Source organism: Amycolatopsis sp. CA-128772 (genome assembly GCF_002904295.1).
In the GTDB taxonomy this organism is placed as follows: Bacteria; Actinomycetota; Actinomycetes; order Mycobacteriales; family Pseudonocardiaceae; genus Amycolatopsis.
Genome location: NZ_PPHG01000022.1, coordinates 69,278 through 94,911, shown reverse-complemented (window position 1 = coordinate 94,911; position 25,634 = coordinate 69,278). Strand labels below are relative to the sequence as shown.

Annotated in this window: 23 protein-coding genes; 14 read left to right on the top strand and 9 right to left on the bottom strand. The window is 74.0% G+C overall.

Features of this window, described 5'->3' with window-relative positions; translation table 11 throughout:
• The first annotated feature begins 2 nt into the window (after positions 1-2).
• The 4 genes from C2L59_RS09025 to C2L59_RS09010 all read left to right on the top strand — a co-directional run bounded on the left by C2L59_RS09025 (position 3) and on the right by C2L59_RS09010 (position 4,542).
• Complete coding sequence (locus C2L59_RS09025; protein WP_103349056.1) at positions 3-470, top strand: SRPBCC family protein; 468 nt, start codon at positions 3-5, stop codon at positions 468-470.
• Positions 471-587: 117 nt separating this feature from the next.
• Complete coding sequence (locus C2L59_RS09020) at positions 588-1,427, top strand: ABC transporter ATP-binding protein (protein ID WP_103349055.1); 840 nt, start codon at positions 588-590, stop codon at positions 1,425-1,427.
• 44 nt (positions 1,428-1,471) lie between these two features.
• Positions 1,472-2,446 carry an iron-siderophore ABC transporter substrate-binding protein gene (locus C2L59_RS09015; RefSeq protein ID WP_103349054.1) on the top strand — a complete coding sequence of 325 codons (975 nt, stop codon included), beginning with the start codon at positions 1,472-1,474 and terminating at the stop codon, positions 2,444-2,446.
• A 2-nt stretch (positions 2,447-2,448) separates the two neighbouring features.
• Positions 2,449-4,542 (top strand): iron ABC transporter permease, encoded by a 2,094-nt coding sequence (locus C2L59_RS09010; protein ID WP_233223355.1) that lies wholly within the window; start codon positions 2,449-2,451, stop codon positions 4,540-4,542.
• Positions 4,543-4,651: 109 nt separating this feature from the next.
• On the opposite strand, the gene C2L59_RS09005 is transcribed toward C2L59_RS09010, so the two are convergent.
• From C2L59_RS09005 to C2L59_RS08980, 6 genes are all read right to left on the bottom strand, one after another.
• Positions 4,652-6,244 (bottom strand): NAD(P)/FAD-dependent oxidoreductase, encoded by a 1,593-nt coding sequence (locus C2L59_RS09005; RefSeq protein ID WP_103349053.1) that lies wholly within the window; start codon positions 6,242-6,244, stop codon positions 4,652-4,654.
• A gap of 17 nt (positions 6,245-6,261) precedes the next feature.
• Complete coding sequence (locus tag C2L59_RS09000; protein ID WP_103349052.1) at positions 6,262-7,335, bottom strand: NAD-dependent epimerase/dehydratase family protein; 1,074 nt, start codon at positions 7,333-7,335, stop codon at positions 6,262-6,264.
• A 34-nt stretch (positions 7,336-7,369) separates the two neighbouring features.
• Positions 7,370-9,394, bottom strand: a complete 2,025-nt coding sequence (locus tag C2L59_RS08995) for a CocE/NonD family hydrolase (RefSeq protein WP_103349051.1) — start codon at positions 9,392-9,394, stop codon at positions 7,370-7,372.
• Between the two features lie 22 nt (positions 9,395-9,416).
• On the bottom strand, positions 9,417-10,601 hold the full coding sequence (locus tag C2L59_RS08990) for a zinc-dependent alcohol dehydrogenase (protein ID WP_103349050.1): 1,185 nt from the start codon (positions 10,599-10,601) through the stop codon (positions 9,417-9,419).
• Positions 10,602-10,676: 75 nt separating this feature from the next.
• Positions 10,677-11,672, bottom strand: coding sequence for an inorganic phosphate transporter (locus C2L59_RS08985; RefSeq protein WP_103349049.1), 996 nt, complete (start codon positions 11,670-11,672; stop codon positions 10,677-10,679).
• Positions 11,673-12,287 carry a DUF47 domain-containing protein gene (locus C2L59_RS08980; RefSeq protein ID WP_103349048.1) on the bottom strand — a complete coding sequence of 205 codons (615 nt, stop codon included), beginning with the start codon at positions 12,285-12,287 and terminating at the stop codon, positions 11,673-11,675.
• Between the two features lie 94 nt (positions 12,288-12,381).
• Here C2L59_RS08980 and C2L59_RS08975 point away from each other — a divergent pair, with 94 nt between their 5' ends.
• Both C2L59_RS08975 and C2L59_RS08970 read left to right on the top strand, forming a co-directional pair.
• Positions 12,382-13,323 carry a glycosyltransferase gene (locus tag C2L59_RS08975; RefSeq protein WP_103349047.1) on the top strand — a complete coding sequence of 314 codons (942 nt, stop codon included), beginning with the start codon at positions 12,382-12,384 and terminating at the stop codon, positions 13,321-13,323.
• A gap of 22 nt (positions 13,324-13,345) precedes the next feature.
• Positions 13,346-14,554: a glycosyltransferase family 1 protein gene (locus C2L59_RS08970; protein WP_103349046.1), complete on the top strand. Its 1,209-nt coding sequence runs from the start codon at positions 13,346-13,348 to the stop codon at positions 14,552-14,554.
• Between the two features lie 68 nt (positions 14,555-14,622).
• Here the strand turns inward: C2L59_RS08970 and C2L59_RS08965 are convergent, their stop codons facing one another.
• The 3 genes from C2L59_RS08965 to C2L59_RS08955 are packed head-to-tail and all read right to left on the bottom strand — an operon-like array spanning position 14,623 to position 17,212.
• Positions 14,623-15,513 (bottom strand): glycosyltransferase family 2 protein, encoded by an 891-nt coding sequence (locus C2L59_RS08965; RefSeq protein WP_103349045.1) that lies wholly within the window; start codon positions 15,511-15,513, stop codon positions 14,623-14,625.
• Positions 15,492-16,358 carry a glycosyltransferase family 2 protein gene (locus tag C2L59_RS08960; RefSeq protein ID WP_103349044.1) on the bottom strand — a complete coding sequence of 289 codons (867 nt, stop codon included), beginning with the start codon at positions 16,356-16,358 and terminating at the stop codon, positions 15,492-15,494. Before C2L59_RS08960 ends, C2L59_RS08965 begins: the two co-directional genes overlap by 22 nt.
• A complete protein-coding gene (locus C2L59_RS08955; protein WP_103349043.1) occupies positions 16,355-17,212 on the bottom strand; it encodes a polysaccharide pyruvyl transferase family protein in 858 nt (285 codons plus the stop codon). The genes C2L59_RS08960 and C2L59_RS08955 overlap by 4 nt, the downstream gene beginning before the upstream one ends.
• 87 nt (positions 17,213-17,299) lie before the next feature.
• On the opposite strand from C2L59_RS08955, the gene C2L59_RS08950 reads away from it, so the two are divergent.
• From C2L59_RS08950 to C2L59_RS08915, 8 genes are all read left to right on the top strand, one after another.
• A complete protein-coding gene (locus tag C2L59_RS08950) occupies positions 17,300-18,250 on the top strand; it encodes a UDP-glucuronic acid decarboxylase family protein (RefSeq protein WP_103349042.1) in 951 nt (316 codons plus the stop codon).
• Positions 18,251-18,362: 112 nt separating this feature from the next.
• The gene (locus tag C2L59_RS08945; protein WP_103349041.1) at positions 18,363-20,045 is read left to right on the top strand and encodes a carbamoyltransferase C-terminal domain-containing protein; all 1,683 of its coding nucleotides are present in this window, start codon (positions 18,363-18,365) and stop codon (positions 20,043-20,045) included.
• On the top strand, positions 20,045-20,605 hold the full coding sequence (locus tag C2L59_RS08940; protein ID WP_103349040.1) for an SIS domain-containing protein: 561 nt from the start codon (positions 20,045-20,047) through the stop codon (positions 20,603-20,605). The genes C2L59_RS08945 and C2L59_RS08940 overlap by 1 nt, the downstream gene beginning before the upstream one ends.
• On the top strand, positions 20,602-21,969 hold the full coding sequence (locus tag C2L59_RS08935; RefSeq protein WP_103349039.1) for a PfkB family carbohydrate kinase: 1,368 nt from the start codon (positions 20,602-20,604) through the stop codon (positions 21,967-21,969). Before C2L59_RS08940 ends, C2L59_RS08935 begins: the two co-directional genes overlap by 4 nt.
• A 23-nt stretch (positions 21,970-21,992) precedes the next feature.
• Positions 21,993-22,679, top strand: coding sequence for an SDR family oxidoreductase (locus C2L59_RS08930; protein WP_103349038.1), 687 nt, complete (start codon positions 21,993-21,995; stop codon positions 22,677-22,679).
• Positions 22,670-23,683: a glycosyltransferase family 9 protein gene (locus tag C2L59_RS08925; protein WP_103349037.1), complete on the top strand. Its 1,014-nt coding sequence runs from the start codon at positions 22,670-22,672 to the stop codon at positions 23,681-23,683. The genes C2L59_RS08930 and C2L59_RS08925 overlap by 10 nt, the downstream gene beginning before the upstream one ends.
• Positions 23,676-24,986 (top strand): UDP-glucose/GDP-mannose dehydrogenase family protein, encoded by a 1,311-nt coding sequence (locus tag C2L59_RS08920; protein ID WP_103349036.1) that lies wholly within the window; start codon positions 23,676-23,678, stop codon positions 24,984-24,986. The genes C2L59_RS08925 and C2L59_RS08920 overlap by 8 nt, the downstream gene beginning before the upstream one ends.
• Positions 24,983-25,585: a flavodoxin family protein gene (locus tag C2L59_RS08915; protein ID WP_103349035.1), complete on the top strand. Its 603-nt coding sequence runs from the start codon at positions 24,983-24,985 to the stop codon at positions 25,583-25,585. Before C2L59_RS08920 ends, C2L59_RS08915 begins: the two co-directional genes overlap by 4 nt.
• Positions 25,586-25,634 lie beyond the last annotated feature (49 nt).

The window sequence follows — 25,634 nt, the reverse complement described above, 5'->3', positions numbered from 1 at the left end:
CCGTGCCCGAGGTCAGCCGCGTGATCGACGTACCACCCGAGGCCGTGTTCGCCGTCCTGTCCGACGGCTGGCTCTACGCCGGGTGGGTGGTCGGCAGCTCGCACATCCGCGACGTCGACGGCGACTGGCCGGCGGTGGGTTCCCGGATCCACCACAGCGTCGGCCCGTGGCCCCTGCACATCCAGGACGTCACCGTGGTCCGGGCGGTCGAGCCGGACCTGTCGCTGTCCCTGGAGGCCCATGGCTGGCCCCTGGGTGCCGCGGCGGTCGGCCTCACCCTGGTCCCCCACGGCGACGGGCAGACGCTCGTCCGGATGACCGAGCACATCGTCCGCGGCCCCGGCAAGTTCCTCCCCGCGGCCGTGCAGGCCCTCATCGCCAAGCCGCGCAACACCGAGTCCCTGGCCCGGCTGGCCGACCTCGCCACGGGCAAGCACGTCCGCGCGAAGAACGGCCGCCCGCGCCCCTGACCTGGGGCGGACGTGCCGATGCACACCGGGGCCGGGCATCGGTGGCACCACGCGGCCAGGCGAATTGTGCCGTTGGCCACCTTGTAACTTAGGTAAGGCTGACCTTATCGTCCTCCCGTGTCCCTCGTCCCCCGCCACGCCGCGACCAGCGTGCACGCCTGTGAGGTCGACGTCGCCTACGGCAGCGATGTCGTCGTGCGCGCCGCGTCCCTCTCCCTGCACGCCGGGACCGTCACCGCGCTGATCGGCCCGAACGGCAGCGGGAAATCGACGTTGCTGCGGGCGCTCGCGCGGCTGCACCCGCCGGTCGCCGGCTCCGTCACCTTCGACGACGGTGCCGACCTGCGCGCCCTGTCCCCCAAGGACATCGCCCGGCGGATCACCCTGCTGTCGCAGCAGCGGACCGCGCCGGGCGGGGTCCGCGTCCGGGAACTGGTCGAGTTCGGACGGCACCCGCACCGGTCGCGCTGGGGCGGCCGCGATCCCGGCGGGGCCGCCGCCGTCGAGCGGGCACTGGCGCTGACCGGGCTGTCCGCGCTCGCCGACCGGCCCGTGCAGGCCCTCTCCGGCGGCCAGGCGCAGCGGGTGTGGCTCGCCGCTTGCCTGGCCCAGGACACCGCGCTGCTGCTGCTCGACGAACCCACGACCTTCCTCGACCTGCGCTACCAGGTCGAGGTCCTCGACGTCGTCCGCGATCTCGCCGACCGGCACGGCGTCGGCGTCGGGGTGGTGCTGCACGACCTCGACCAGGCCGCCGCGGTCGCCGACCGGGTGCTGCTGCTCGAAGGCGGCCGGGTCACCGCCGAGGGCTCCCCCGCCCACGTGCTGACGGCGGAAAACCTCAGCCGGGCCTACGGCATCCGCGTCGACGTCGTGGCCGACCCGGCCGGCGGGCGGATCCACACCCGCGCGGTCGGCCGCTTCAACGACACGGGAGCGCGCACCGCGTCGGTCTGACCGGTGCGCCGTCACGGCTGAGTCATCGAAACAACAGGAGAACCATGCGAATCACCCGGATGCTCCTCGGCCTGTCCGCGGCCGCCACGTTCTTCGTGGCCGGCTGCGGCACCACCGAGGCGCCCACCAGCAACGCCGCCGCGACCGCCGGCGCCCCGATCACGGTCGTCGACGCGCGCGGCAAGGAGGTCAAGCTGCCCGGCCCGGCCAAGCGCGTCGCCGCGACCGAGTGGAACGCCGTCGAACACCTCGTGTCGCTCGGCGTCATGCCGGTCGGCGTGTCCGACGTCAAGGGCTACGGCCAGTGGGTCAGCGCCGAAAAGCTCGACGGCACCCCGAAGGACATCGGCACCCGCGGCGAGCCGAGCCTCGACACGCTCAGCTCCCTGGGCCTGGATCTCGTGGTCGTGACCGACAGCGTGACCGAAGGGGCGCTCGAGCAGATCGAGGCGAAGGTCCCGGTCGTCGTGATCAACGGCGGGAACGCGAAGGACCCGATCGCCGGGATGTACGCCGGGCTGGACGTGATCGCGCGGGCCACCGGCACCGAAGCCAGGGCCGCGCAGCTGAAGACCGAGTTCGACCGAAAGCTCAGCGAAGGCCGGGCCGCGGTGGAAAAACTCGGGGCCCTGGGCCGGAAAGTGGCGTTCTCCGACGCCAACGTCACCTCCGGCTCGGTCGGCATCCGGCCCTTCACGAAGGGCGCGCTGGTGTCCGCGGTGTTCGCCAGGCTGGGCCTCGAGACCGCCTGGCCGATGGAGGGCGACGCGGTCTACGGCCTCGCGCAGGCCGACGTCGAGGGCCTGACCAAGCTGCCCGACGTGCACTTCTGGTACATCGCCAACGACGCCGAAGGCGACCCCTACCGGCAGCAGCTGGCCGGCAACGCGATCTGGACGAACCTGCCGTTCGTCAAGAGCGGCAAGGTGCACCGCTTCCCGGACTCCCTCTGGATGTTCGGCGGGCCGAAGTCCATGGCGCAGTTCGCCGACGCGGCCGTCGCCGCGCTCGGGACCTGACGGTGGTCACCCTGACCGAACCCCGGCCGCCCGCCGTCGCCGTCCGGCGACGCGGGCGGCTGGTGCTGCTCGGGGGCGGGCTCGCCGCGCTGATCCTGCTGGGTTCGGCCGTGCACCTGACGCAGGGCACCGCGGACCTGGCCGCGCTGGACGTGCTGCGGCTGCTGTCCGGCGGCGCCGGGAGCGACACGACCGCGGTGGTCCTCGAATCCCGGCTGCCGCGGCTGCTCGCGGCGCTGGTCGTCGGAGGTGCGCTGGGCGTGGCCGGCGCGGTGCTGCAGTCGGTGTCCCGCAACGCCTTGGCGTCGCCGGACACCCTGGCCGTCAACGCCGGTGCGCACCTGGCGGTGGTCGCCGTCGCCGCGTTCGGTGTCTCGCTGCCCCTGCTCGGCGCGGCCGGGATCGCCTTCGCGGGCGGGCTGGCCGCAGCCGTGGTGGTGCTCGCGCTGGCCGGCACCGAAGGCACCGGGGTCGTGCGGCTGGTCCTGGCGGGCACCGCGTTCGCGCTCGCCCTGGTCTCCGTGACCCAGGTCCTGCTGCTGTTGTACGCCCAGGAAACCCGCGGGCTCTTCGCCTGGGGCGAAGGATCGCTGGAGCAGAACGGGCTCGGCGGTGTCCGCACGCTCGGCCCGGTGGCCGGCGTGGCGCTGGCCGTGCTGCTCGGCATGGCGCGGCGGCTCGACCTGATCCACGTCGGCGACGACCACGCCAGGACCCTCGGTGTCCACATCGGACGGACACGGTTCGCCGCGATCGCGCTGGCGGTGCTGCTGGCCGCGACGGCGGTCACCCTGGCCGGCCCGATCGGGTTCGTCGGCCTCGCCGCGCCGGCCGTGGCCCGGCTGCTCGCGTCCGCGGTACCCGGCCTGCACCGGCACGCGGCGCTGCTCCCCTGCTCGGCGGCGCTCGGTGCGGTGCTCCTGCTGGGCGCCGACGTGCTGCTGCGCGCGATCATCGGCCCGCAACGCGCCCTCGAAGTGCCGACGGGCGTCGTCACGACGATCCTCGGCGCGCTCTTCCTCGTCGTCCTGGCCCGGACCGCCCGGACCACGGCCGCGACCGCCGAACCGCCCGCAGCCGGCGCACGCGGCGGGCTGAGCGCCGGCCGGTACCGCGTGCTCCTGGCCGCGCTGGTCCTCGTGGGCATCGGCGTCGCCGTGGGCGCGGTGCTGCTCGGGGACACGAAACTGCTGCTGGGGGACATCGTCAACGGGGTGACCGGCCGGGCGGGCCCGATCGTCACCGGCGTGCTCGACACCCGCGTCCCCCGGGTGGTGGCCGCGCTGCTGGCCGGCGCGGCACTGGCGCTGGGCGGCGTGCTGACCCAGGCGGTCGCCCGCAACCCCTTGGCCGAGCCGGGGATGATCGGCGTCGTCGGCGGCGCGGGGCTCGGCGCGGTCGCCGTGCTCACGGCCGTGGCGGGGGCCGGGTTCTGGACGCTGACCGGATCCGCGGGCCTGGGTGCCGCCCTGGCGATGGCCGTCGTCTTCGCCGTGGCCGCCCGCGGCGGGTTCGCCGGCGAACGCCTGGTGCTGATCGGCTTCGGCGTGCACGCGGCGTCGCAGGCGCTGGTGACGCTGCTGATCGCCCTGTCCGATCCGTGGAACGAGACCAAGGCCCTGACCTGGCTGGGCGGATCGACCTACGGCCGGACGTTCCCGCACCTGGTCCCGATGGCGCTGGCGCTGCTGCTGGTGGCGCCGGTACTGGTCCGGACGCGACGCGAACTCGACCTGCTGGCCCTGGACGACGAGACCCCGCGCGTGCTGGGCGTCCCGGTGGCCCGGACGAGGTTGCTGCTGCTGTCGTGCGCGGTCCTGCTGACCGGCGCGGCGGTCGCGGGCATCGGCGTGCTGACGTTCGTCGGCCTGGTCGCCCCGCACGCGGCCCGCGCGATGGTGGGCAGCCGGCACGCCCGCCTCCTGCCCACGGCGGCGGTGCTCGGCGCCACCCTGGTCTGCGCGGCCGACACCGCCGGCCGCACCCTCATCGCCCCCGGCCAGCTCCCGGCGGGCCTGGTGACCGCGATCATCGGCGCGCCCTGCTTCGTGTGGCTGCTGCACCGCCACCGCGCGAGGGCCGCCCGGGGACGGTGAGGGTGTCCTGGGCGGCGGCCCGCCGCGGCGCGGTCACCCGGCCGCGGAACCACGAACGGCGAACTTCGACCCCGGAAACGGCCTCCGGCTTCGCGGCACCGAACGCGCCCTAACCGTAGATCGCCCGGTGTGCCGCCTTGATCACCGCCGCGTAGCCGCCGCCCAGCATTCCCGCGCGGGCCATTGCCGCCCGCGCCGCGTTCGCTCCCGGGCCGCCGTGGACCGCGCCGCCCGGGTGAGCCGATGCGCCCGCCAGGTACAGGCGGTCCACCGGGGTGTCCGCGCGGCCCGTGCCCGGGACCGGGCGGAAGAACAGCTGCTGGTGGATGGCCGTCGTGCCCGCGTTGATCGCGCCGCCGACCAGGCCCGGGTTGTGGCCCTCCAGCTCGGCCGGGCCCTGGGCGTAGCGGGCCTTGATCAGGCCCGTGAAGCCCGGTGCGTTCGCCTCGACCGTCTCCTCGATCCGCTTGACGCGCCGGTCCAGGGCCGCCCGGTTCTCCATCGTGCCGCGCGGTACGTGCGTGTACGCCCACGCCGCCTCCGTGCCCGCCGGCGACCGCGTCGGGTCGGTCGTGGTCATCTGACCGAGCAGGAGGAACGGGCGGCGGGGTGTCCGGCCGCGGGCGAGCTCGCCGCCGAACGCCGAAAGCCCGTCGAGGTCCGTTCCGAGGTGGATCGTGCCCGCGCCGCGGGCCGCCTCCGCCGTCCACGGGATCGGGCCGGACAACGCCCAGTCCACCTTCACCGTCGCGCTGTCCCACTCGAAATTGCCGAGGTCGGAAACCAGCCGGGCCGGCAGCTGGTCCTCGCCCACCAGGTCGCGGTACAGCACCGGGGCGGGCACGTCGGCGAGCACGGCCTTGCGCGCCCGCACCGGGTCGCCGGCGGCGTCGCGCACGCCCAGCGCCCGCCCACCCCCGACGAGCACCTCCCGCACCGGACGTCCACAGTGGACCCGGCCGCCGCGGGACTCGAGCCGGCGGACCAGCGCCGCGATCAGCTCCCCCGCGCCTCCTTCCGGCACCGGGAAACCTTCATCCTGGCCGATCATCGCCAGCAGCCAGCCGAACACCGCGCTGCCGGCGTTGTCCACGGACAGGTCGCTGTGCGCCGCATTTCCGGCCACCAGCAGCTTCGCGCCCTCGCCGGTGAACAGCTCGTCGCCGAAGCGGCGCGCAGGCAGCGTCAGCATGCGCGCCAGCCGCAGCGCGTCACCGGTTCCGGTGCGGCGCAACAGCTTCAGGGCCGGGCGGACGGGCGGGAACGGCGTGAACAACGCGTTCAGCAGCGGCTCGCGGATCTCCCGCCACTGCCCGAACAGCCGGCGCCACGCGTCGCCGTCGCCGGGGGCGAACTCGTCGGCCGAGGCCGCCGTGCGGTCGATGTCCCGCGAAAGGACCGCGCACCGGTCGTCGGGCAGGATGTGCGCCAGCACCTCGGGCGCGTGCCGCCAGCGGAGGCCGTGCTCGTCCAGCCGCAGGCCCTTGATCACCGGCGACACCGCCGAAAGCGGGTAGAAGGCGCTGAACAGGTCGTTGCGGAAACCCGGCTCGGTGACCTCGGCGGTGCGGACCGCGCCACCGGGGTGGTCCGTCGCCTCCAGCACCAGCACCGACCAGCCCGCGTCGGCCAGCAGGTTCGCCGCCACCAGGCCGTTGTGGCCGGCGCCGATCACCACCGCGTCGACGGCTTCCGTACTCACTGCGGCCTCCCGGTTGGTCAGGCTTGCGACTGGTGGCTCGGCCCGACCCGGGTGAGCGAGCGGAGCCGTCCCAGAACCCCGTCGCGGCGCGGCGGGGCCAGCGGTGCGCTCGCCGCCCCCGCGCCCGACCGGAGCCCGGTGACCAGGTCGGCGACCGCGGCCGCGGCGTCATACCGAGGTTGCCAGCCCAGCGCGGTCTCCGCCAGCGTCGTGTCCGCGAGAGCCGCGCGGTCGGCGAGTTCGAGCCAGCCGGGGTGGGCCGGCAGCGCGCCGCCGAGCCACGCCGCCCGGGCCGCGACCTGCACCACCGGCTTCGGCACCGGCACCCGGGTCCCGCCGAGGACGGCGGCCAGCGCGTCGGCGTCGAGCACCTCCGGCGCGGCCAGGTTGACCGGGCCGGCGAAGCGCTGGTCGAGGATGAGCCGGATCGCCTCGGCGACGTCGGAGGTGTGCACCGCCTGGGCGCGCAGCTCCGTCCACAGCGGAACCGGCAGCCGGCGGCCGCCGACCAGGCCGGCGGGCACCGCCGGGCCCAGCAGCCAGCGCGCGAACTCGCCGGCCGCCCGCCGGTGCAGGATCGCGCACGGCCGGATCCGGGCCACCCGGACCTCGGGGTACTGCTCTTCGAACCGGTCGAGCAGGGTTTCCAGCGCGGCCTTGCCGCGGCTGTAGGCGCTGCCCGCGATGCCGTCGCACGGCCAGTCCTCGGTGACCTTCTCCCAGCGCGGCGCCGGTCCGTAGGCGGCGACGGAAGACGCGACGACCAGGTGCGGCACCCCGGCGCCCGCCGCCGCGGCGAGCACGTGCCGGGTGCCGTGGTCGTTGGTGCGCCACATCGGCGGGTCACCGCGCAGCGGCGAGATCGCCCACGCGAGGTGCACGACGGCGTCCGCGCCGGCGAACAGCGCGGCCAGCTCCTCCTCCGCGCCGGGGACGCCGATGTCGGCGGCGCGCCAGCCCGCCCGGCGGTACGGCTCGGCCGTGGTGTCGGGCAGCCGGCGCGCCAGGCCGACGACGTCGTGGACGGGGTCGAGGACGGCCAGCAACGCCGTCCCGACGTTGCCGGTGGCCCCGGTGATCACGATCCGCACCCGGAAGGCTTACCCCGTGTGGCGAACCCGAAACTCAGACGAGGTCACGCGGAATCCGCTCGTGCCAGTTCCGCGAAACGATCCGCCGAGCGCCCTCGTAGCCGTCGAGCTGCGCATCGATGACGAACTCGGTCTCGGTGCAGGACACCCGCGTCCGGGTTTCGCTGCGCGCCTGCCACTCGCCGCGGGCGAACGTCACCACCCATTCGGTTTCCGCGACCGGCGAGCAGAAGTCGTCGGCGACCCAGCGGTAGCGTTCCCGGACGTCGCGGGTGATCTCCAGGGCGAGGTCGTCGAAGCGCCGGGTGCCCTCGTCCTTCACGATCTCGAGCACGGACTCGTAGCCGACGAGGTCACGCGAGACGCGCCAGCGCTGCTCCCCCGGCGTCACCTGCGTGACCGCGATCGGCGGCGCTCCTTCGGGTTCGCCGAACGGCCGCGGCGGCAGCTCGTCCGGCTCGGCGACCGGGCGCACCGGCAGCTCCAGCCCGCTGTGTCCGGTGTGGACACTCAGCAGCACGGGCTTCGGCGGCGGCCAGGCCAGCGGCCAGTACGACGTGGACACCGACAGCCGGATCCGGTGCCCGGCCGGGAAGGCCTGGGCGACGGCGTTCAGCTCGACCTCGACGGCGCACCGCTCACCGGCCACCATCGGCGCCGGCTCGTCGTGCCCGTCGCGGTGGGTCAGGTTGAGCAGCCCGTAGGTGACGCGGGTGGCCCGCCCGTCCGGCGCGACGTCGGACAGCCGCACCGCGACCATCGCGACCGGCTGGTCGGCCGAGACCTCCAGCCGCACCTTCGGCGCGCCGAGTATCTCGCAGCGTTCGGTGAGCACGTCGCTGTCGAACACGAGCGACCCGCCGTCCTCCTCCCGCTGGTCGTAGGGCAGGTCCGGCGGGGCGCTGTAGGACGCCCACTTCCCGGCGAACTGCCCGACCGACAACGGCGAGGACAGCGTCAGCGCTTCGTCCTCGAAGGTCTCCTCCGGCCGGCCCAGGCGATGGCGGGTGAGCGGCAGGACGGCCGGCTTGACGTGCGGCGAGGGCCAGGTGGCCTCGCCCACCCATCGGCCGGGCCGGTCCTCGTAGGACGTCGACGGCGGCACGCTTTCCTGCATCCACGTGCACAGCATCGGCCCGTCCATGGCGCCGTTCTCCGCGCCGCGCAGCCAGTGGTCCCACCACCTGACGACCTCCTGCAGGTAGCCGATGGCCGGGCCGGGCTCGCCCAGGTGCGGGTACTTGTGCGACCACGGGCCGATCAGCCCGCGCCGCGGCACGTCGAGGTGGGCCAGCAGCCGGGTCACGGCGTTGGAGTAGCCGTCGGCCCAGCCGCTCGAGGCGAGCACCGGGACCTGCACGTCGCTGTAGTTCTCCGACACCGACGCGTGGCGCCAGTAGTCGTCGCGGCGCTGGTGGCCGAGCCAGTTGCCGATCCACAGGCTGCAGTTCTCGAGGCGCTCCCGCCACATCTCGCGCCACCGCCCGCCGACGACGGCCGGGTCCGGCGGCAGCGTGGCGTAGGAGAACATCGTGCCGGACTCGGCGACGTTGTCCGAGAGCAGGCAGCCGCCCATGTAGTGCATGTCGTCGGCGAACCGGTCGTCGGTGAACGACGAGATCACGAGGGCACGCAGGCTCGGCGGTTTCCGGGCCGCCACCTGCAACGCGGCGAACGCGCCCCAGGAGATGCCCATCATCCCGGTGTCGCCGGTGCACCACGGCTGGGCGGCGATCCACTCGAGGACGTCCTCGGCGTCGAGCTGCTCGCGTTCGAGGTACTCGTCCTCCAGGACGCCCTCGGACTCGCCGGTGCCGCGGATGTCCACGCGCACGCAGGCGTACCCGTGCCCGGCGAGGTAGGGGTGGTGAATCGAGTCGCGGGGCGCGGTGAGGTCCCGCTTGCGGTAGGGGATGTATTCGAGGATCGCCGGCACCGGTTCGGTGTCCGACGAGACCGGCCGCCAGATGCGGGCGGACAACACGGTCCCGTCGGACACCGGGATCCGGACGTGGTCGGACTCGGTGGTTTCGTACGGCAGCGAGGTGACGGCTCGCAAGAGTCAGTTCCCTCCCCGGGGGTTACGGCTGCAGCAGGATCTTCTGGGCGCCGTCCAGCTTCTTCTGGAAGATCTCGTACGCGCGCGGCGCGTCTTCCAGCGGCAGCTTGTGGGTGGCGAACCCCTCGACGCCGAGCGGGTCGCCGTCGCCGGTGAGCACCGGCATGATGGCGTCGAGCCAGTGCCGGACGTTGGCCTGGCCCATCCGCAGCTGCACCTGCTTGTCGAACAGTTCCATCATCGGCATCGGGTCGACCATCCCGCCGTAGACGCCCGACAGCGAGATCGTGCCGCCGCGGCGGACGCTGTCGATGGCGGCGTAGAGCACGCTCAGCCGGTCGATCCCGGCCTTCTCGGTGATCTTCTCGCCGAGCGGCTGCGGCAGCAGCCCGACCAGGGTGTGCGCGAGCTTGCCGACCGGGGCGCCGTGCGCCTCCATGCCGACCGCGTCGATCACCGAGTCCGCGCCGCGCCCGTTCGTCAGCTGGCGGATCGCGTCGCCGATTTCCTTGTGGTCACGCGTGTCCAGCGCGGTGGCGCCGTGCTCGCGGGCGCGGGCGAGCCGCTCGGGCACCAGGTCGATGCCGATCACCTGCGCGGCCCCGCGGTGCCGGGCGATGCGGCAGCTCATCTGCCCGATCGGCCCGAGCCCGAAGACGGCGACCGTGCCGTCCTTCGGGACGTTCGCGTACTCGACGGCCTGCCAGGCGGTCGGGACCACGTCGGAGAGGTAGACGAACCGCTCGTCCGGCGGGCCCTCCGGGACCTTGATCGGACCGTAGTGGGCCTGCGGCACGCGCAGGTACTCGGCCTGGCCGCCGGGGACCTGGCCGTAGAGCTTGGTGTAGCCCAGCAGCGCCGCGCCCTTGCCCTGCTCCCGGACCTGCGTGGTCTCGCACTGCGACTGCAGGCCGCGTTCGCACATCCAGCAGTGGCCGCAGGAGATGTTGAACGGGATGACCACGCGGTCGCCCGGCTTGAGGTCCGTGACCCCGGGCCCGACCTCCTCGACGATGCCCATCGGCTCGTGGCCGAGGATGTCGCCCTCGGTCATGAACGCACCCAGCACCTCGTAAAGGTGCAGGTCGGAGCCGCAGATCCCGGTGGAGGTGACGCGGATGACGGCGTCGGTCGCTTCCTCGATCTTCGGATCCGGCACCTCGTCGACGCGGACGTCGCGTTTGCCGTGCCAGGTCACTGCCTTCATGGCTCTCCCTTTCCGCGGGGCGGGTGTCTCCGCCCCGGCTTCCCGCGGGCGGCGGCGGACAAACCCGCGCCGCGGTCAGGTGAGCAGATCGGCGACCAGGTAGACCGCCGCGGCGACCGCCGCCGCGGCCGGGAACGTCAGCACCCAGCCGAGCACGATGTCCCGCGCGATCCCCCACCGCACCGCGGAAAGCCGCCGGGTCGCGCCGACACCCATGATCGCCGCGGTGATCACGTGCGTCGTCGAGATCGGGGCCTTCACCGCGAACGCCGTCACGTACAACACCGACGACGCCACCGACTCCGCGACGAAGCCGTGCGGCGGGTCGAGCGGGAACACCCGGCGGCCGAGGGTCCGCATGATCCGCAGGCCACCCGAATAGGTGCCCAGCGACAAGGCACCGGCGCACGCCAGGGTCACCCACAGCGGGACCGAGAACGTCGACTGCTGCCCGGCCGCCACCAGCGCCAGCACGATCACGCCCATGCCCTTCTGGGCGTCCTGCAGGCCGTGGCCGAGCGCGAGCGCCGACGCCGAAAGGATCTGGAACCGGCGGAACACCCGGCCGCTGCGGTGCGGGTTCGCCCGCCGCAGCAACCACAGCGCGGCGACCATCGCGAGGTAGCCCAGCACCAGCCCGAGCAGCGGCGACGCCACCATCGGGATCAGCACCTTCTCCGCGATGCCGGCCCAGTGCACGGTGCTCGCGGCGGCCAGCGCCGCGCCGACCATCCCGCCGATCAGCGAGTGCGAAGACGACGACGGGAGCCCGAAGTACCAGGTGATCAGGTTCCAGGTGATCGCCCCGAGCAACGCCGCGAACACCACGGTGAGCGCGTCCGGGCCGGCCGGGACGTCGATGATCCCCTTGGCCACCGTCGCCGCGATGCCGGTGGACAGCAGCGCGCCGGCCAGGTTCATCACCGCCGCCAGCACGAGCGCGGCCCGCAGCGTCAGTGCCCGCGTCGACACCGCGCTCGCGATGGCGTTGGCCGCGTCGTGGAAGCCGTTGGTGTAGTCGAAGACGAGCGTCAGCACGATCACGGTGACCAGTGCGGCGGTCCCCGTCACTCAGGACTCCTTGACGGCGATGGTCTGCACCACGTCGGCCACGTGCTCGAACGCGTCGGCGGCCAGCTCGAACTGCTCGACGACCTCTTTGGTCTTGAGCACCTCGAGGGCGTCGCCCCCCGGCTCGAACAGGTGGGCCAGTATCCGCCGGTAGACGCGGTCGGCCTCGTTCTCCAGCTCGTTGATTTCGATCCAGAACGGCTCGAGGTCGCCGACCTTGGCCAGGCCGGGCATCGCCGTGGCGGTCAGCTCGGCGGACCGGCAGAGCACCCGGAGCAGGACGTCCGTCCCGGGCGGGAACGCGCCGATGCGGTAGAGCACGGCGAGATCGGCCGCGGTGTCCATGAAGTCCAGGACGTCGTCGATCTTGGCGGCGAGGGCCTGGATGTCCTCACGGTCGAACGGGGTCACGAAGGAGCTGTTGAGCTCCACCATGATGGTGTGCGTCAGCTCGTCGCCCTGGTGCTCGACCTCGTGCAGGCGCTTGGCGAGGGGTTCCCGTTCGGCCGGGTCGGCGGCCACGAGGTCGCTGAGCAGCGCGGTCGCGGAGACGAGGTTCTTCGCCGCTTCGGCGAGCAGGTCGAAGAACCGGGTGCCCCGTGGGGTGAACCGCATGGATGGACGTCCCTTCCTCACTGCACAGCCGTCCGGGGCCGAGTACCCCGTCCGGCCGTACGTTTAACGGCCGATCTCCGGGAAACCAGGGAGTATGACCGATCCCGGATCCCGGCGCCTGAGAGTACTGCTCTGGCACGTGCACGGCTCGTGGACCGACGCTTTCGTCCGCGGGCGGCACGACTACCTGCTGCCGGTGTCACCCGACGGGGCGCCGTGGGGCCTGGGCAAGGCCGGACGCGACTGGCCGTCGGTGACCGAGGTGCCGCTCGACCGGCTCGCCGAAGCCGAACCCGACGTCGTCGTCCTGCAGCGCCCGGAGGAGCTCGACCTCGTCGCGCGCCTGGGCGTGCCGTCCGTCTACGTGGAACACAACGCGCCCCGGCCGTACGCGGCGGCGAGCGAGCACCCCCTGGCCGGCCGCGCCGACATCACCGTCGCGCACGTGACCCACTTCAACGCGGCGATGTGGGACTGCGGCCGGGCGCCCACGACCGTCGTGCCGCACGGCATCCCGGATCCGGGACCCCGCTACACCGGTGAGCTCGCCGCCGGCGTGTCGATGATCAACGAGCCGGTGCGGCGGACCCGCGTGACCGGCGCCGACCTGCTCGGCACGCTGGCCGGAGCCGCTCCGGTCGACGTGTTCGGCATGGGGACCGAGGACCTCGCCGCGCCGCTGCGGGGCCTGGGCGACGTCCCGGCGCCGAAGCTGCACGACGAGATCGCCCGCCGCCGCGTCTACCTGCACACCGCCCGGTGGACGTCGCTGGGACTGTCCCTTTTGGAGGCGATGCACCTGGCCATGCCGGTGGTCGTCTTCGCCAGCACCGAGGCGGTCGACGCGGTGCCGGCCGACGCGGGCGTGCTCTCCACCGACGTGTCCGTGCTGGCGCGCGGCTTCCGCGAGCTGCTGCACGAGCCCGATTTCGCCGCGCTCGCCGGCAAGAACGCCCGCGAACACGCCCTGAAGCACTTCGGGCTGGACGCCTTCCTGACCGCTTGGGACCACCTCCTCGCCGAGACGGCCCGTTGACTCCGAAGGGAACGCCTCACCGATGAAGATCGCGATGGTGTCCGAGCACGCCAACCCCCTCGCCGCCCTGGGCGAAGCCGACGCCGGCGGCCAGAACGTGCACGTCGCGGAGCTGTCGGCCGCCATGACGCGCGCCGGCCACGAAGTCACCGTCTACACGCGCCGGGAGAGCCGCGACGAGCCGACCGAGGTGCAGACGTCCCAGGGGTTCCGCGTCGTGCACGTGCCCGCGGGGCCACCGCGCAAGGAGCCGAAGGACCACCTGCTGCCCTACATGGGCGAATTCGGCAGCTTCCTGCGGGACCGGTGGGCGCTCGAACGCCCGGACGTCGCGCACGCGCACTTTTGGATGTCGGGCCTGGCCACCTCGCTCGCCGCGAGCGCGACCGGCACCCCGGTCGCCCAGACCTTCCACGCCCTCGGCGTGGTGAAGAAGCGCTACCAGGGCGACCAGGACACCAGCCCGGCCGACCGGATCCGGCTGGAGCGGATCATCGGCCGCCAGGCCGGGCGCGTGATCGCGACCTGCTCCGACGAGGTCTTCGAGCTGTCCCGGCTCGGCGTGCCGCGGTCGCGGATCTCGATCGTCCCCTGTGGGGTCGACCTCGGCCGCTTCTCCCCCGACGGGCCGATCGCCCGTCGCCGGCTGGCGCACCGGCTGGTCGCCGTGGGCCGGCTGGTCCCGCGCAAGGGGTTCGACATCGCGATCACCGCGCTGGCCCAGCTGCCGGACACCGAGCTCGTGATCGCCGGCGGCCCCGAGCGCGGCCGGCTGTCGCAGGACCCGGAGGCCCAGCGGCTGCGGCAGCTCGCCGACCGGCTCGGCGTCGGCGACCGCGTGCGCTGGCCCGGCCAGGTGTCCCGGGAGGACATGCCGGCGCTGCTGCGCTCGGCCGACGCCGTGCTGTGCACGCCGTGGTACGAGCCGTTCGGGATCGTGCCGCTGGAGGCGATGGCCTGCGGGGTCCCGGTGGTCGCGGCCGCGGTGGGCGGCCTGACCGACACCGTCGTCGACGGCGTCACCGGCCTGCTGGTCCGCCCGCACCAGCCGAAGGAGCTCGCCACCCGGGTCCGGCGGCTGATCGACGACCCGGCCCTCTGCCACGCCTACGGCACCGCGGGCCACGACCGCGCGGTCGCCCGCTACTCCTGGGACCGCGTCGCCGCCGACACGCTGCGCGCGTACCTCAAGCTGGTCCCCCAGGCCGCAGCCACCGCCTCGGCCCGCTGAAGCGGCACTTTCACGTGAAAGTGCCGCCCCGGACCGTCGCTTTCACGTGAAAGTGACGGTCGGGGGCGTCAGCCCACGTAGCGGCGGGCCTTCGAGGCGCGCTGGGGCGCCTCGAGCAGGCGGAGGCCGTGCTCGACGTGCGGGGGCACCACGCGGCGGTCGCGCAGCACCCACGGGAGGCCGCGGACCACGTCCAGCAACGCCGCCGCGGTGGCGGCGTCGCGCGGGGCGGTGCGCAGGACGTCACGGCCGCGGCGGAGGACCGCCGGCCAGGGGCGGCGCAGCAGGAGCGTCCACAGGGTGTTGCGGATGCCCAGGCGGCGGCGGTGGCGCGGGTCGCGCAGCTTCGACGGCGCGTGGTGGATCACCACGTCCTCCGCCCAGCACATCCACCAGCCGCGGGCGGCCAGGTCCAAGGCGAACAGCTCCTCCTCGCCGCCCAGCCACATCCGGGTCGAGAAGCCGCCGACCTCGCGGAACGCGCTGACCCGGACCGTCGTCAGCCCCGCCATGATGCCCAGCAGCGCCGGTCCCGGCAGCCAGTCCGGCCCGGGCACCGGCGACTCGCGCAGCTCCGGCGTGATCGGGTCCTCGGCCAGGCCGGGCTCGACCAGGCAGCGGCCGGTCACCGAGCCGAGGGCCGGATACGCGTCGAGCAGGTCCGCAGCCCGGGTGAGCGCGCCGGTCTGCCACGTCGTGTCGTCGTCGCAGAAGGCGACGTACGGTGTCGTCACCTCCTCGACGGCGACGTTGCGCGCCACCGCACCCAGGTTCTCCGCGAGCCGGAACAGCCGGACCTGCGGGAACTCCCGGGCAACCATGTCCGCCGAGCCGTCCGCGGACCCGTTGTCCGCCACGAAGACCGGCGGCCGGTCCGGAAGGGACGTCATGTGCGCCAACGTTTCGCGCAACTGCTCGCGGCGGTTGCAGGTGATGATCACGACCGAGATTCGCGCCATTCGGCGGTCCTTTCCAAAGTCCGGGCCTGGTGTTCGACGTGGGCGGGCAGGACGCGCCGCGAGCTCAGCGCGCGCGGCAGGCGGGGCACCGCGCCGAGGACGGCGCCGGGGGCCTGCACCAGCGTCCGGGCCACCTCCCGGCGGCAGACGCGCGGCGGGCGGCGCAGCACGGCGATCAGCAGCCGGTTGCGCAGTTCCGCCCGGCGGCGCCACGACGACGGCGGCCGCGACCTGGACGGGTGGTGGTGGGCACGCAGGCGCTCGACGTAGCAGACCTCCCAGCCCCGCGCGGCCAGGTCGTAGGCCAGCAGCTGCTCCTCCGCACCGAAGTGGAGCAACGGGCTGAAGCCGCCGGCCTGCAGGTACGCCGTGCGCCGCACGATCGCGGAGCAGGCGAGGAAGCCGAGCACCAGCGGCCCCGGCGCGCCGGCGGGGTGGCCGAGCGGGCTGCGCTGCATTTCGGGCGTCACCGGATCGTCCCGGCATTCCGGGCCGACCAGGGTGCGCGCGGCGAGCAGGCCGGTGCGCGGGTGCACGTCGAAGATGCGCTCCGCCTCGGCCAAGGCGTCCGGCGCCCACCACGAGTCGTCGTCGCTGAAGGCGACGTACGGCGTATCGGCCACGACGACGCCGAGCGTGCGGGCGGCGGCGCCGAGGTTCTCCGGCAGGCGGATCACGCGCACGTTCGCGTGCCGCCCGGCGACCGCGGCCGTGTCGTCCTCGGATGCGTTGTCCAGCACCACGACCGGCGGCCGCGGGGCCAAAGAGGACAGCTGATCGAGGGTGCGGGCCAGCTCGGCGGCGCGGTTGCGGGTGGCGATGACGACGGTCGTGCGCGGGTTCACCGCGCGCCCACCAGCTCGTCGACCAGCGCGGTCAGGCGCGGGACCGGCGGATCGGCGGCGGCTTCCGGGGACAGGCACCACTTCAGCCGCGCGTCGAGCACGGCCGCGTCCGCCGCGTCCTCGGCCGCGACGACCGGCCAGCCCAGCGCCGCGCCCTGCGCGGTCACCTTCCCGCCGCCGGCCACCGGGTCGACGGCCACCACCGGGACGCCGGCCTTGAGCCCGAGCACCAGCCCGTGCAGGCGAGTGGTCACCACGGCGTCCATTTTGGACAGAGCCGAGACGAACTGGTCCGGGGTGGCGCACCGCTGCCAGTCCTCGTGCGCCAGCCGGGTGTCCAGGGGCACGCGGGCGCAGTCCAGCCCGGCCAGCCACCCGGTCAGCGCCGGGTGGACCTCGTCGTGGCGGCCCGCGCTGCCGTATTCCGGCTGGTGCGGGGCCAGGACCACGCCGAGCACCGGCATGGCCGACACCGCACCGGCCAGCGACAGGTCCGGGGCCGCGGTCCCGCGATCATCGCGCGGCAGGACGCGGTGGAACCCGGTCACCGCCGGATCGCCGGCGTCCGGCACGGACACGCCGACGGCGATCCGGCGGCAGGACGCGTACCGCTCGTGCAGCCAACGCACCTGCGGCCCGTGCAGCGGACCGCAGGCGAACACCACGTGCGTGTAGTCCCCGGCGGGGGCGTCCGGCAGGTGCAGCGTGCCGGGGCGGAAGCCGGGGCTCCAGGCGACGTCGTGGTCGATCCCCGCCTCGGCCAGCGCGGCTCTCGCCGCGCTCAGGCTCAAGACGTCACCCGCTGTCGCTTCGCCGTGCAGGAAACTGGCCCAACCCGTGAGCAGAACTCGCATGGCCGGGCGCTTACCCGCTCCCCACCCCCTTACACGGGTTTGCGCCCACCGGGGCCGGGTAGCCGCCACGGCATGACGGATCCGGGAATGGCCAGGCGGTTCGAGCGTGCGGTGGTGACCGGGGGTGCCGGCTTCGTCGGCGCCCACCTGTGCGAGCTGCTGCTCGAAGAGGACATCGAAGTGATCGCCGTGGACAACCTCGCGACGTCCTCGGCGGACACCCTGGAGCACCTGCGCCGCCACGACCGGTTCCGGTTCGTGCGCCACGACGTCACCCAGCCGATGCCGCTGAGCTGCCGGGCCGACGTGGTGTTCCACCTGGCTTCCGCCGCCTCGCCCCGCGACTACCTGGCCCTGCCGATCGAGACGCTGCGCGCCGGCTCGCACGGCACTGAGAACGCGCTCGACCTGGCCCGCCGCGACGGCGCCCGGTTCGTGCTCGCCTCGACCAGCGAGGTCTACGGCGACCCGCTGGAACACCCGCAGCACGAACGGTACTGGGGCAACGTCAACCCGATCGGGCCCCGCAGCGTCTACGACGAAGCCAAGCGCTACGCCGAGGCCCTCACCTCCGCCTACCACCGCGAATACGGGGTGGACACGGGCATCGCGCGCATCTTCAACACCTACGGCCCCGGCATGCGCGCCCACGACGGCCGGATGATCCCGGCGTTCCTCGACCAGGCGCTCAACGGCGTGCCCCTCACGGTCACCGGAACCGGCGAGCAGACGCGGTCCATCTGCTACGTCGAGGACACCGTCCGCGGCCTGCTGGCCCTGGCCCGGTCGGGCCACCCGGGGCCGGTGAACATCGGCAACCCGTACGAACTGACCGTCCGCCAGGTGGCGGAACGGATCAAGGCCATCACCGCGTCCGCCTCCCCCATCGAGTACGTCGACGCCGTCGTCGACGACCCGCAGCGCCGCTGCCCCGACATCGGTCTCGCCCGCGACGTCCTGGGGTGGGAACCGAAGGTCGACGCCGACGACGGGCTCCGTCGCACTGCGGCGTGGTTCCGCCGGGCGCCGTCGCGCTGAGTAGCGACGCCCAGGGCTTTTGCGCGCCATCGTTTATCAACGACTTCGGCGGGTAGCGCTATAGGCGAGAGCGGGCCGGACGAGTCCGCACCGAAACGCCAGAGGCAGGTCGATGCGCATACTCGGGATCAACGCCGTCTTCCACGACCCGGCCGCAGCGCTGGTGGTGGACGGGGAGATCGTCGCCGCGGCGGAGGAAGAACGCTTCAGCCGCCGCAAGCACGGCAAGCAGGCGGTGCCGTTCTCCACCTGGGAACAGCCCGTCCAGGCCGCCGCCTGGTGCCTGGCGCAGGCGGGACTGTCCGCGAAGGACCTCGACGCCGTCGGCTATTCCTACGACCCCGCGCTGGTCGAACCGGGCCTGCCCGGCCACGACCCGAGTGGCGAGGAACTGCGGACGGAATTCGCCCAGCGGGCGCCGTTGTTCCTGAAGTCCGCTTTGCCGGGCCTCGACCCGGGCATCGTCAAGTTCGTCCGCCACCACGTCGCGCACGCCGCGTCGGCCGCGCTCGCCGCGCCGTTCGGAGACTGCGCCGTGCTGGTGGCCGACGGTCGCGGCGAGAGCACGTCCTACCTGGCCGGCGAATACCGCGACGGCCGGTTCAAGGAGCTGGCGGCGCAACGGCTTCCGCACTCGCTCGGGCTGCTCTACGAGGACCTCACCGAGCACTGCGGGTTCGCGCGGTCCAGCGACGAGTACAAGGTGATGGCGCTCGCCTCGTACGGCAAACCCGAGTTCCTCGACGAACTCTGCGAGCACGTCCACGTCACCGGCGACGGCGGCTTCCGCGCCGCCGGCGTCGACCTGGCCGCGCTGGCCCCGCGCCGTGGACCCGGCGAGGAACTCACCCAGCGCCACGCCGATCTCGCCGCGAGCGTCCAGAAAGTCCTCGAGGACATCCTGCTGGAGCTGACGGACTGGCTGCACGAAGCCACCGGTCAGCGGGATCTGGCGCTGGCGGGCGGGATCGCGCTCAACTGCGTGGCCAACAGCCGGCTGCACGCCGAAGGCCCGTTCGACCGGATCTGGGTGCAGCCCGCCGCCGGGGACGCCGGCACGGCGCTCGGCGCGGCGTTGCAGCTGGCCGCCGAAGCCGGGGAACGCGGCGCCCCGATGGGCGACGCCGGACTCGGGCGCGGCTGGACCGACGACGAACTCGAAGAAATCCTGATCAAGGCGAAGCTGCCGTACGAACGGCCGGACGACCTCGCCGAGACCGTCGCCGAAGCGCTGGCGAACGACGACGTGATCGCCTGGTTCCAGGGCCGCGCCGAATTCGGGCCGCGCGCGCTGGGCCACCGGTCGCTGCTGGCCCACCCGGGCCGCAAGGCGAACCTGGAGCGGCTCAACGACGTCAAGGGCCGGGAGCAGTTCCGCCCGGTGGCGCCGATGGTGCGGGCCGAACGGGCGGCCGAAATCTTCACCCGCGGCCCGCTGCCCAGCCCGTACATGCTGTTCGTGCACGACGTCGCCGAAGCCTGGCGCGACCGCATCCCGGCCGTCACGCACGTGGACGGCACGGCTCGCGTGCAGACCGTCGAAGAGCGCGAAAACCCGGTGCTGGCCCGGATGCTGGCCGCCTTCGAGCGCCGGACCGGCGTGCCGGTCGTGATCAACACCAGCCTCAACACGGCGGGCCGCCCGATGGTCGACTCGCCCCGCGACGCGCTCGAATGCTTCGGCTCCGCCCCGATCGACCTGCTTGCGCTGGGGCCGTTCGTGCTCCGGCGGCCCCGATCCACCCGAACCACCCGAACCGGCGCGGCGTCGCCGGAGGAGAAGGAGGTGCCGTGATGGAAGACCATCTCGCCGCGCTGGCCGAAGCGGCCGGCCGGACCCGCGAATCCGCCCACCGGATAACCGCGTGGGGACAGCACCTCGCCGGCGTGTTCGAGGCCGGCGGCCGGCTCCTCGCCTGCGGCAACGGCGGCAGCGCCGCCGAAGCCCAGCACCTGACCGGCGAGCTCGTCGGCCGGTTCCGCCACGAACGGCAGCCGCTCTCGGCCATCGCGCTGCACGCGGACACGTCCGCGACCACGGCCATCGTCAACGACTACGGCGACCACGAGGTCTTCGCCCGCCAGGTGCGTGCGCACGGGCGCCCGGGTGACGTGCTGGTCTGCCTGTCCACCAGCGGCACCAGCCAGAACGTCGTCGCCGCGGCGAAGGCCGCGCACGAACTCGGCGTGACGACGTGGGCCCTGACCGGGCCCGCCCCCAACCCGCTCGCCGCCTTGTGCGACGACGCCGTGACGGTCGAAGCGCCCACCGTCGCGACCGTGCAGGAAATGCACCTGGCGCTGGTGCACGGCCTGTGCGCGGCGCTCGACGACGCGCTCGGGGTGACCGCGTGAAACCGCTGGTCGTCCTGGGCGACACGCTGCTGGACGTCGACGCCGAAGGCACCGCCGAACGGCTGTGCCCGGAGGCGCCGGTGCCGGTGGTCGACCTGACGGCCCGGCGCCGCCGCCCCGGTGGCGCCGGACTGGCCGCGCTGCTCGCCGCGCGGTCGGCGGCCGAGGTCGTGCTGATCACCCCGCTCGGCGACGACGAAGGCGGCCACGCGCTGACCGGGCTGCTGGAACCGGACGTCACCGTGCTGCCGCTGCCGCTGCGCGGCACGACGGTGTGCAAGACCCGGGTCCGCGCGGGCGGGCAGTCGTTGCTGCGCCTGGATTCCGGCGACGGCACGGCGACCGCCGGCGCGCTGCCCGCCCGCGCCCACGACGTCCTCGCGGGCGCCGGCGCGATCCTCGTGGCCGACTACGGCCGCGGCCTGACGCGCAATCCCGACGTCCGGCGGCTCCTGCGGGACCTCGCCGAGCGGATCCCGGTGGTCTGGGACCCGCACCCCCGCGGCGCGCAGCCGGTGCCCGGCACCGGCCTGGTCACGCCGAACCTCGCCGAGGCCCGCGCGGTGCTGGCCGGGCACGAGGAACCGGCCGAGCTCGCCAAGCTGCTGCGCGGCCACTGGCACGCCGACGCGGTCGCCGTCACCGTCGGCGCCCGCGGCGCGGTGCTGGCCGACGGCCTCGGCGAAACGGCCGTCCCGATTCCCGCCGCGGCGCGGACCCCGGGGCACAGCGCGCCCGACACCTGCGGCGCGGGCGACCGGTTCGCTGCCGCGGCCGCCGCCGCCCTGCTCGGCGGCGCGGACGTCACCGAAGCCGTCGCGACGGCGGTCGAGGCGGCCGCCCGGTTCGTCGCCGACGGCGGGGCCACCGCGCTGTCCACCGACGACGGCCCGGTCCCCGATCCCCAGCCGGCGACCGACGCCTTCGGCCTGGCCGGCCGGGTCCGGGAGACCGGCGGCCGGCTGATCGCCACCGGCGGCTGCTTCGACCTGCTGCACCCCGGGCACGTCAGCCTGCTGCGGCAGGCCCGCGCCCTCGGCGACGCGCTCGTCGTCTGCCTCAATTCCGACGCGTCGGTGCGGGCCCTGAAGGGACCCGGCCGCCCGCTGGTCCGCGACCGCGACCGGGCCCGGCTGCTCACCGCTTTGTCCTTTGTGGACGCCGTGGCCATCTTCGACGAGCCGTCGCCCATCGCCGTCCTCGAGAAGCTGCGCCCGGACGTGTGGGTGAAGGGCGGCGACTACGCGGCCGCCGACCTCCCCGAACGCGCGGTCGTCGAACGGCACGGCGGCGAAGTCGTGCTGGTCCCCACCGTCCCCGGCTATTCGACGTCCCGGCTGGTCGCCGCGGCGGCCACCGCCTGACCCCCAACCCCCGAAGGAGTGCGATGCGACCCCTCGGCAACGTCCTGATCACCGGTGGCGCCTCCGGGCTCGGCGCCGCCACCGTCGACGCCGTCCGCAAGGCGGGCGGCACCCCGTACGTCCTCGACCGCGTCCGTCCCGAGGACCCGGCCGAATACGTGGAAGCCGACCTGACCGACACCGCGGCGACCGAAGCCGCGGTGCGGGAACTCGCCGAGCGCGCGGGCGGCCTGGACGGCGTCTTCACCGCCGCCGGCACCGACGCCTGCGGCCCGCTCGGCGAAGTGTCCACAGAGGACTGGGAGCGGGTCGTCAAGGTGAACCTGTTCGGCACGGCCGCGGTGATCCGCGCCGCGCTCCCCTACCTGGAACGTTCGCACGGCACGGTCGTCACCGTCGCGTCCACGCTGGGCATCAAGGCGGTGAGCGACGCGACCGCTTACTGCGCCTCGAAGTTCGGCGTCGTCGGGTTCACCCGCGCGCTCGCCGCCGAGCTGGCCGGGCGCGTCGGCGTCACGCTGCTCGTCCCGGGCGGGATGTGGACGCACTTCTTCGACGACCGCACCGACCAGTACAAGCCGGGTCCGGACGCGAAGCTCAACCAGCCCGAGCACGTCGCGAACACCGTGGTGTTCGCGCTGCAGCAGCCGCCGGGCGCCGAAGTCCGCGAGCTGGTCGTGTGCGCGTCGGAGGAGGGGTCGTGGCCGTGAGTGCCGCGGTCCTCGTGCTGCGCGCGCTCGGCGTCGGGGACCTGCTGACGGCGGTCCCGGCGTTGCGCGCCCTGCGTGCGGCCTGCCCCGGCGACCGGCTGGTGCTGGCCGCGCCGGAGCAGCTGCGCGACCTGGTGGAGCTGATCGACGCGGTCGACGAGCTGCTGCCGACACCCGGGCTCGGGGAGCTGGACTGGCCGGGCCCGCCGCCGCGGCTCGCGGTGAACCTGCACGGCAGCGGCCCGGAGAGCATCCACGACCTGCTGGCCACCGACCCCGCCGAGCTGCTCACCCACCGCCACCCCGACTTCCCCGACGTGCCGGGCCTGGACTGGCGCGCCGACGTGCACGAGGTCGACCGCTGGTGCCGGCTCGTCGAGTACCACCACCTGGAGGCGGACCGGTCGGCGCTGAGCCTGCCGGTGCCGCCGGGGCCGAACCCGGTCCCGGACGCGGTCGTGGTGCACCCCGGCGCGGCGTTCCCCGCCCGGCGCTGGCCGCCGGAGCGGTTCGCGGGCGTGGTCCGTGAGCTGGCCGCGGCCGGGCACCGCGTGGTGCTCACCGGCAACGCCGGCGAACGCGACCTGGCGGTTTCGATCGCCGAGGCGGCCGGGCTCGGCGAGGACGCCGTGCTGGCCGGCCGCACCGGCCTGGCGGACCTGGCTGCGCTGGTGGCCGGGGCGGCGCTGGTCGTCTGCGGCGACACCGGCGTCGGGCACCTCGCCACGGCATTCGGCACGCCCTCGGTGCTGCTGTTCGGCCCGACCCCGCCCCGCCTGTGGGGCCCGCCGCCGTCCGCGCGGCAGCACCGTGACATCCGGGGCTCCGTCCCGGGCCGGGGGCGCCGCCACCCGGAACCCCCGCCGAAACACATCGTGCTCTGGGCTGGCAACGTCGGCGACCCGCACGGCGAGGAGCCCGACGGCGGGCTCCTCCTGCTGGGCGAAGAACGCGTGCTCGCCGCGGCGCGTTCGGCCCTCGAAGCGAGGGTGGCGCATGGCTGAGCACATCGGGATCGTCGGCGCGGGCTACGTCGGCCTGACCAGTGCCGCCTGCTTCGCCCGGCTCGGGCACCGCGTCACCTGCGTGGACGCCGACGAGTCCAAAGTGGACGAACTGGGCCGCGGGGTCGTGTCGATCGCCGAGCCCGCCCTGGCCGACCTGGTCGCCCAGGGCCTCGGCGACCGGACGCTGACCTTCACCACCGCCCAGGCCGAACTCTACGGCGCGGACCTGGTGTTCCTGTGCCTGCCGACGCCGCCGGCCGAAGACGGGCGCCCCGACCTCGGCGTGCTCGAACACGTCCTGCCGCAGCTCGGCCGGCTGCTGCGGCCCGGCTGCGTGGTGGTGACCAAGTCGACGGTGCCGGTCGGCACCGCGGCGCGGCTGCCGCACCTGCTGGGCCGGGACGACCTGCCGGTCGTGGCCAACCCGGAGTTCCTCCGCGAAGGCCACGCCGTCGAGGACTTCCTGCACCCGGACCGGGTGGTGGTCGGCACCGACCCGGCGGAATCCCCGGCGGCGCAACGGGTCGCGCGGCTGTACGAGCCGACCGGCGCCCCCGTCGTGGCGACCGACTCGGCCAGCGCCGAACTCGCGAAGTACGCCAGCAACGCGTTCCTCGCCGTGAAACTGTCCTATGTGAACGTCCTCGCCGAACTGTGCGAGCGGTTCGGCGCGGACGTCCGCGAAGTCTCGCGCACCATGGGCCTCGACGCGCGGATCGGCCCGGAGTTCCTTGCGCCGGGCCCCGGCTGGGGCGGTTCGTGCCTGCCGAAGGACACCTCGGCGCTGCTGCACGCGGCCGAGTCGGCGGGCGTCGACTTCGGCATCCTGCGTGACGCGGTCCGCGTCAACGCCCGGCAGCGCGCCCGGGTGGTGCGCGCCGTGCGGCAGGCGGTCACCGGCTCGGCGGCGGGTTCCCTCGCCGGCGCCCGCATCGGCCTGCTGGGCCTGGCCTTCAAGGCGGGCACCGGCGACCTGCGCGACTCCCCCGCGCTGGCGGTGGCCGACGACCTGGCCCGCGCGGGCGCGGAACTGACCGCACACGACCCGGCCGTCTCGTGCGTGCCGGGGATGGGCGCGGTCCAGGTCGTCGACGACCCGTACCTGGTGGCCAAGGACGCCGCGGCGCTCGTCGTACTCACCGAGTGGCCGGAATTCCGGGACCTCGACTGGGCCCGGCTGGCCGCGTCCGCCGACCGGACGGTCGTCGTCGACACGCGCAACCTGCTCGACCCCGACACGCTCGCCGCCGCGGGGTTCACCCACATCGGCGTCGGCACCCATCCCAGGAGGCTCTCATGACATTGCGCGTCCTCGCGCTGACCTGCACGCTCAAGCCGTCGCCGGCGAAGTCGAGCAGCGATCTCATCGCGCACCAGCTGCTCGACCTCTTCGCCGAGCGCGGCGCGACCGGCGAGCTGGTCCGCGTCGTCGACCACGACGTCCGCCCGGGTGTCGAAGCGGACATGGGCGACGGCGACGCGTGGCCCGGTATCCGGCAGAAGATTGCGGCCGCGGACATCCTGCTGATCGCCACCCCGACGTGGGTGGGCCACATGTCGAGCGTGGCGCAGCGGGTCCTGGAGCGGCTCGACGCGGAACTGTCCGAAACCGACGACCGGGGCCGGCCGGCGATGTTCGGCAAGGTCGCGGTGGCCGCGGTGGTGGGCAACGAGGACGGCGCCCACAAGATCATCGCGGACCTGTTCCAGGCGCTGAACGACACCGGGTTCACCGTCCCGGCCCAAGGCGCCACCTACTGGAACGGCGAAGCCATGCAGGGCGGCGACTACCAGGACCTCGACGAGACCCCCAAGGCCGTCGCTTCGACGAACGCGACCCTGGTCCGCAACGCCGTCCACCTGGCGGACCTGCTGCGCGAGCAATACCCGGCGGAATGACTACTCCTTTCGAGTGACGTCGTTGCTCCGGACGAGTGTGGCGCAGGCC

What these genes read in the sequence shown, in the direction of transcription:
- C2L59_RS08955 (WP_103349043.1), bottom strand. Translation starts at nt 17,212, where the DNA reads ATGCGAGTTCTGCTCACGGGTTGGGCCAGTTTCCTGCACGGCGAAGCG.
- C2L59_RS09015 (WP_103349054.1), top strand. Translation starts at nt 1,472, where the DNA reads ATGCGAATCACCCGGATGCTCCTCGGCCTGTCCGCGGCCGCCACGTTC.
- C2L59_RS08915 (WP_103349035.1), top strand. Translation starts at nt 24,983, where the DNA reads ATGACATTGCGCGTCCTCGCGCTGACCTGCACGCTCAAGCCGTCGCCG.
- C2L59_RS08940 (WP_103349040.1), top strand. Translation starts at nt 20,045, where the DNA reads ATGGAAGACCATCTCGCCGCGCTGGCCGAAGCGGCCGGCCGGACCCGC.
- C2L59_RS08975 (WP_103349047.1), top strand. Translation starts at nt 12,382, where the DNA reads ATGACCGATCCCGGATCCCGGCGCCTGAGAGTACTGCTCTGGCACGTG.
- C2L59_RS08930 (WP_103349038.1), top strand. Translation starts at nt 21,993, where the DNA reads ATGCGACCCCTCGGCAACGTCCTGATCACCGGTGGCGCCTCCGGGCTC.
- C2L59_RS08965 (WP_103349045.1), bottom strand. Translation starts at nt 15,513, where the DNA reads ATGGCGCGAATCTCGGTCGTGATCATCACCTGCAACCGCCGCGAGCAG.
- C2L59_RS08990 (WP_103349050.1), bottom strand. Translation starts at nt 10,601, where the DNA reads ATGAAGGCAGTGACCTGGCACGGCAAACGCGACGTCCGCGTCGACGAG.
- C2L59_RS08970 (WP_103349046.1), top strand. Translation starts at nt 13,346, where the DNA reads ATGAAGATCGCGATGGTGTCCGAGCACGCCAACCCCCTCGCCGCCCTG.
- C2L59_RS08945 (WP_103349041.1), top strand. Translation starts at nt 18,363, where the DNA reads ATGCGCATACTCGGGATCAACGCCGTCTTCCACGACCCGGCCGCAGCG.
- C2L59_RS08920 (WP_103349036.1), top strand. Translation starts at nt 23,676, where the DNA reads ATGGCTGAGCACATCGGGATCGTCGGCGCGGGCTACGTCGGCCTGACC.
- C2L59_RS08980 (WP_103349048.1), bottom strand. Translation starts at nt 12,287, where the DNA reads ATGCGGTTCACCCCACGGGGCACCCGGTTCTTCGACCTGCTCGCCGAA.
- C2L59_RS08950 (WP_103349042.1), top strand. Translation starts at nt 17,300, where the DNA reads ATGGCCAGGCGGTTCGAGCGTGCGGTGGTGACCGGGGGTGCCGGCTTC.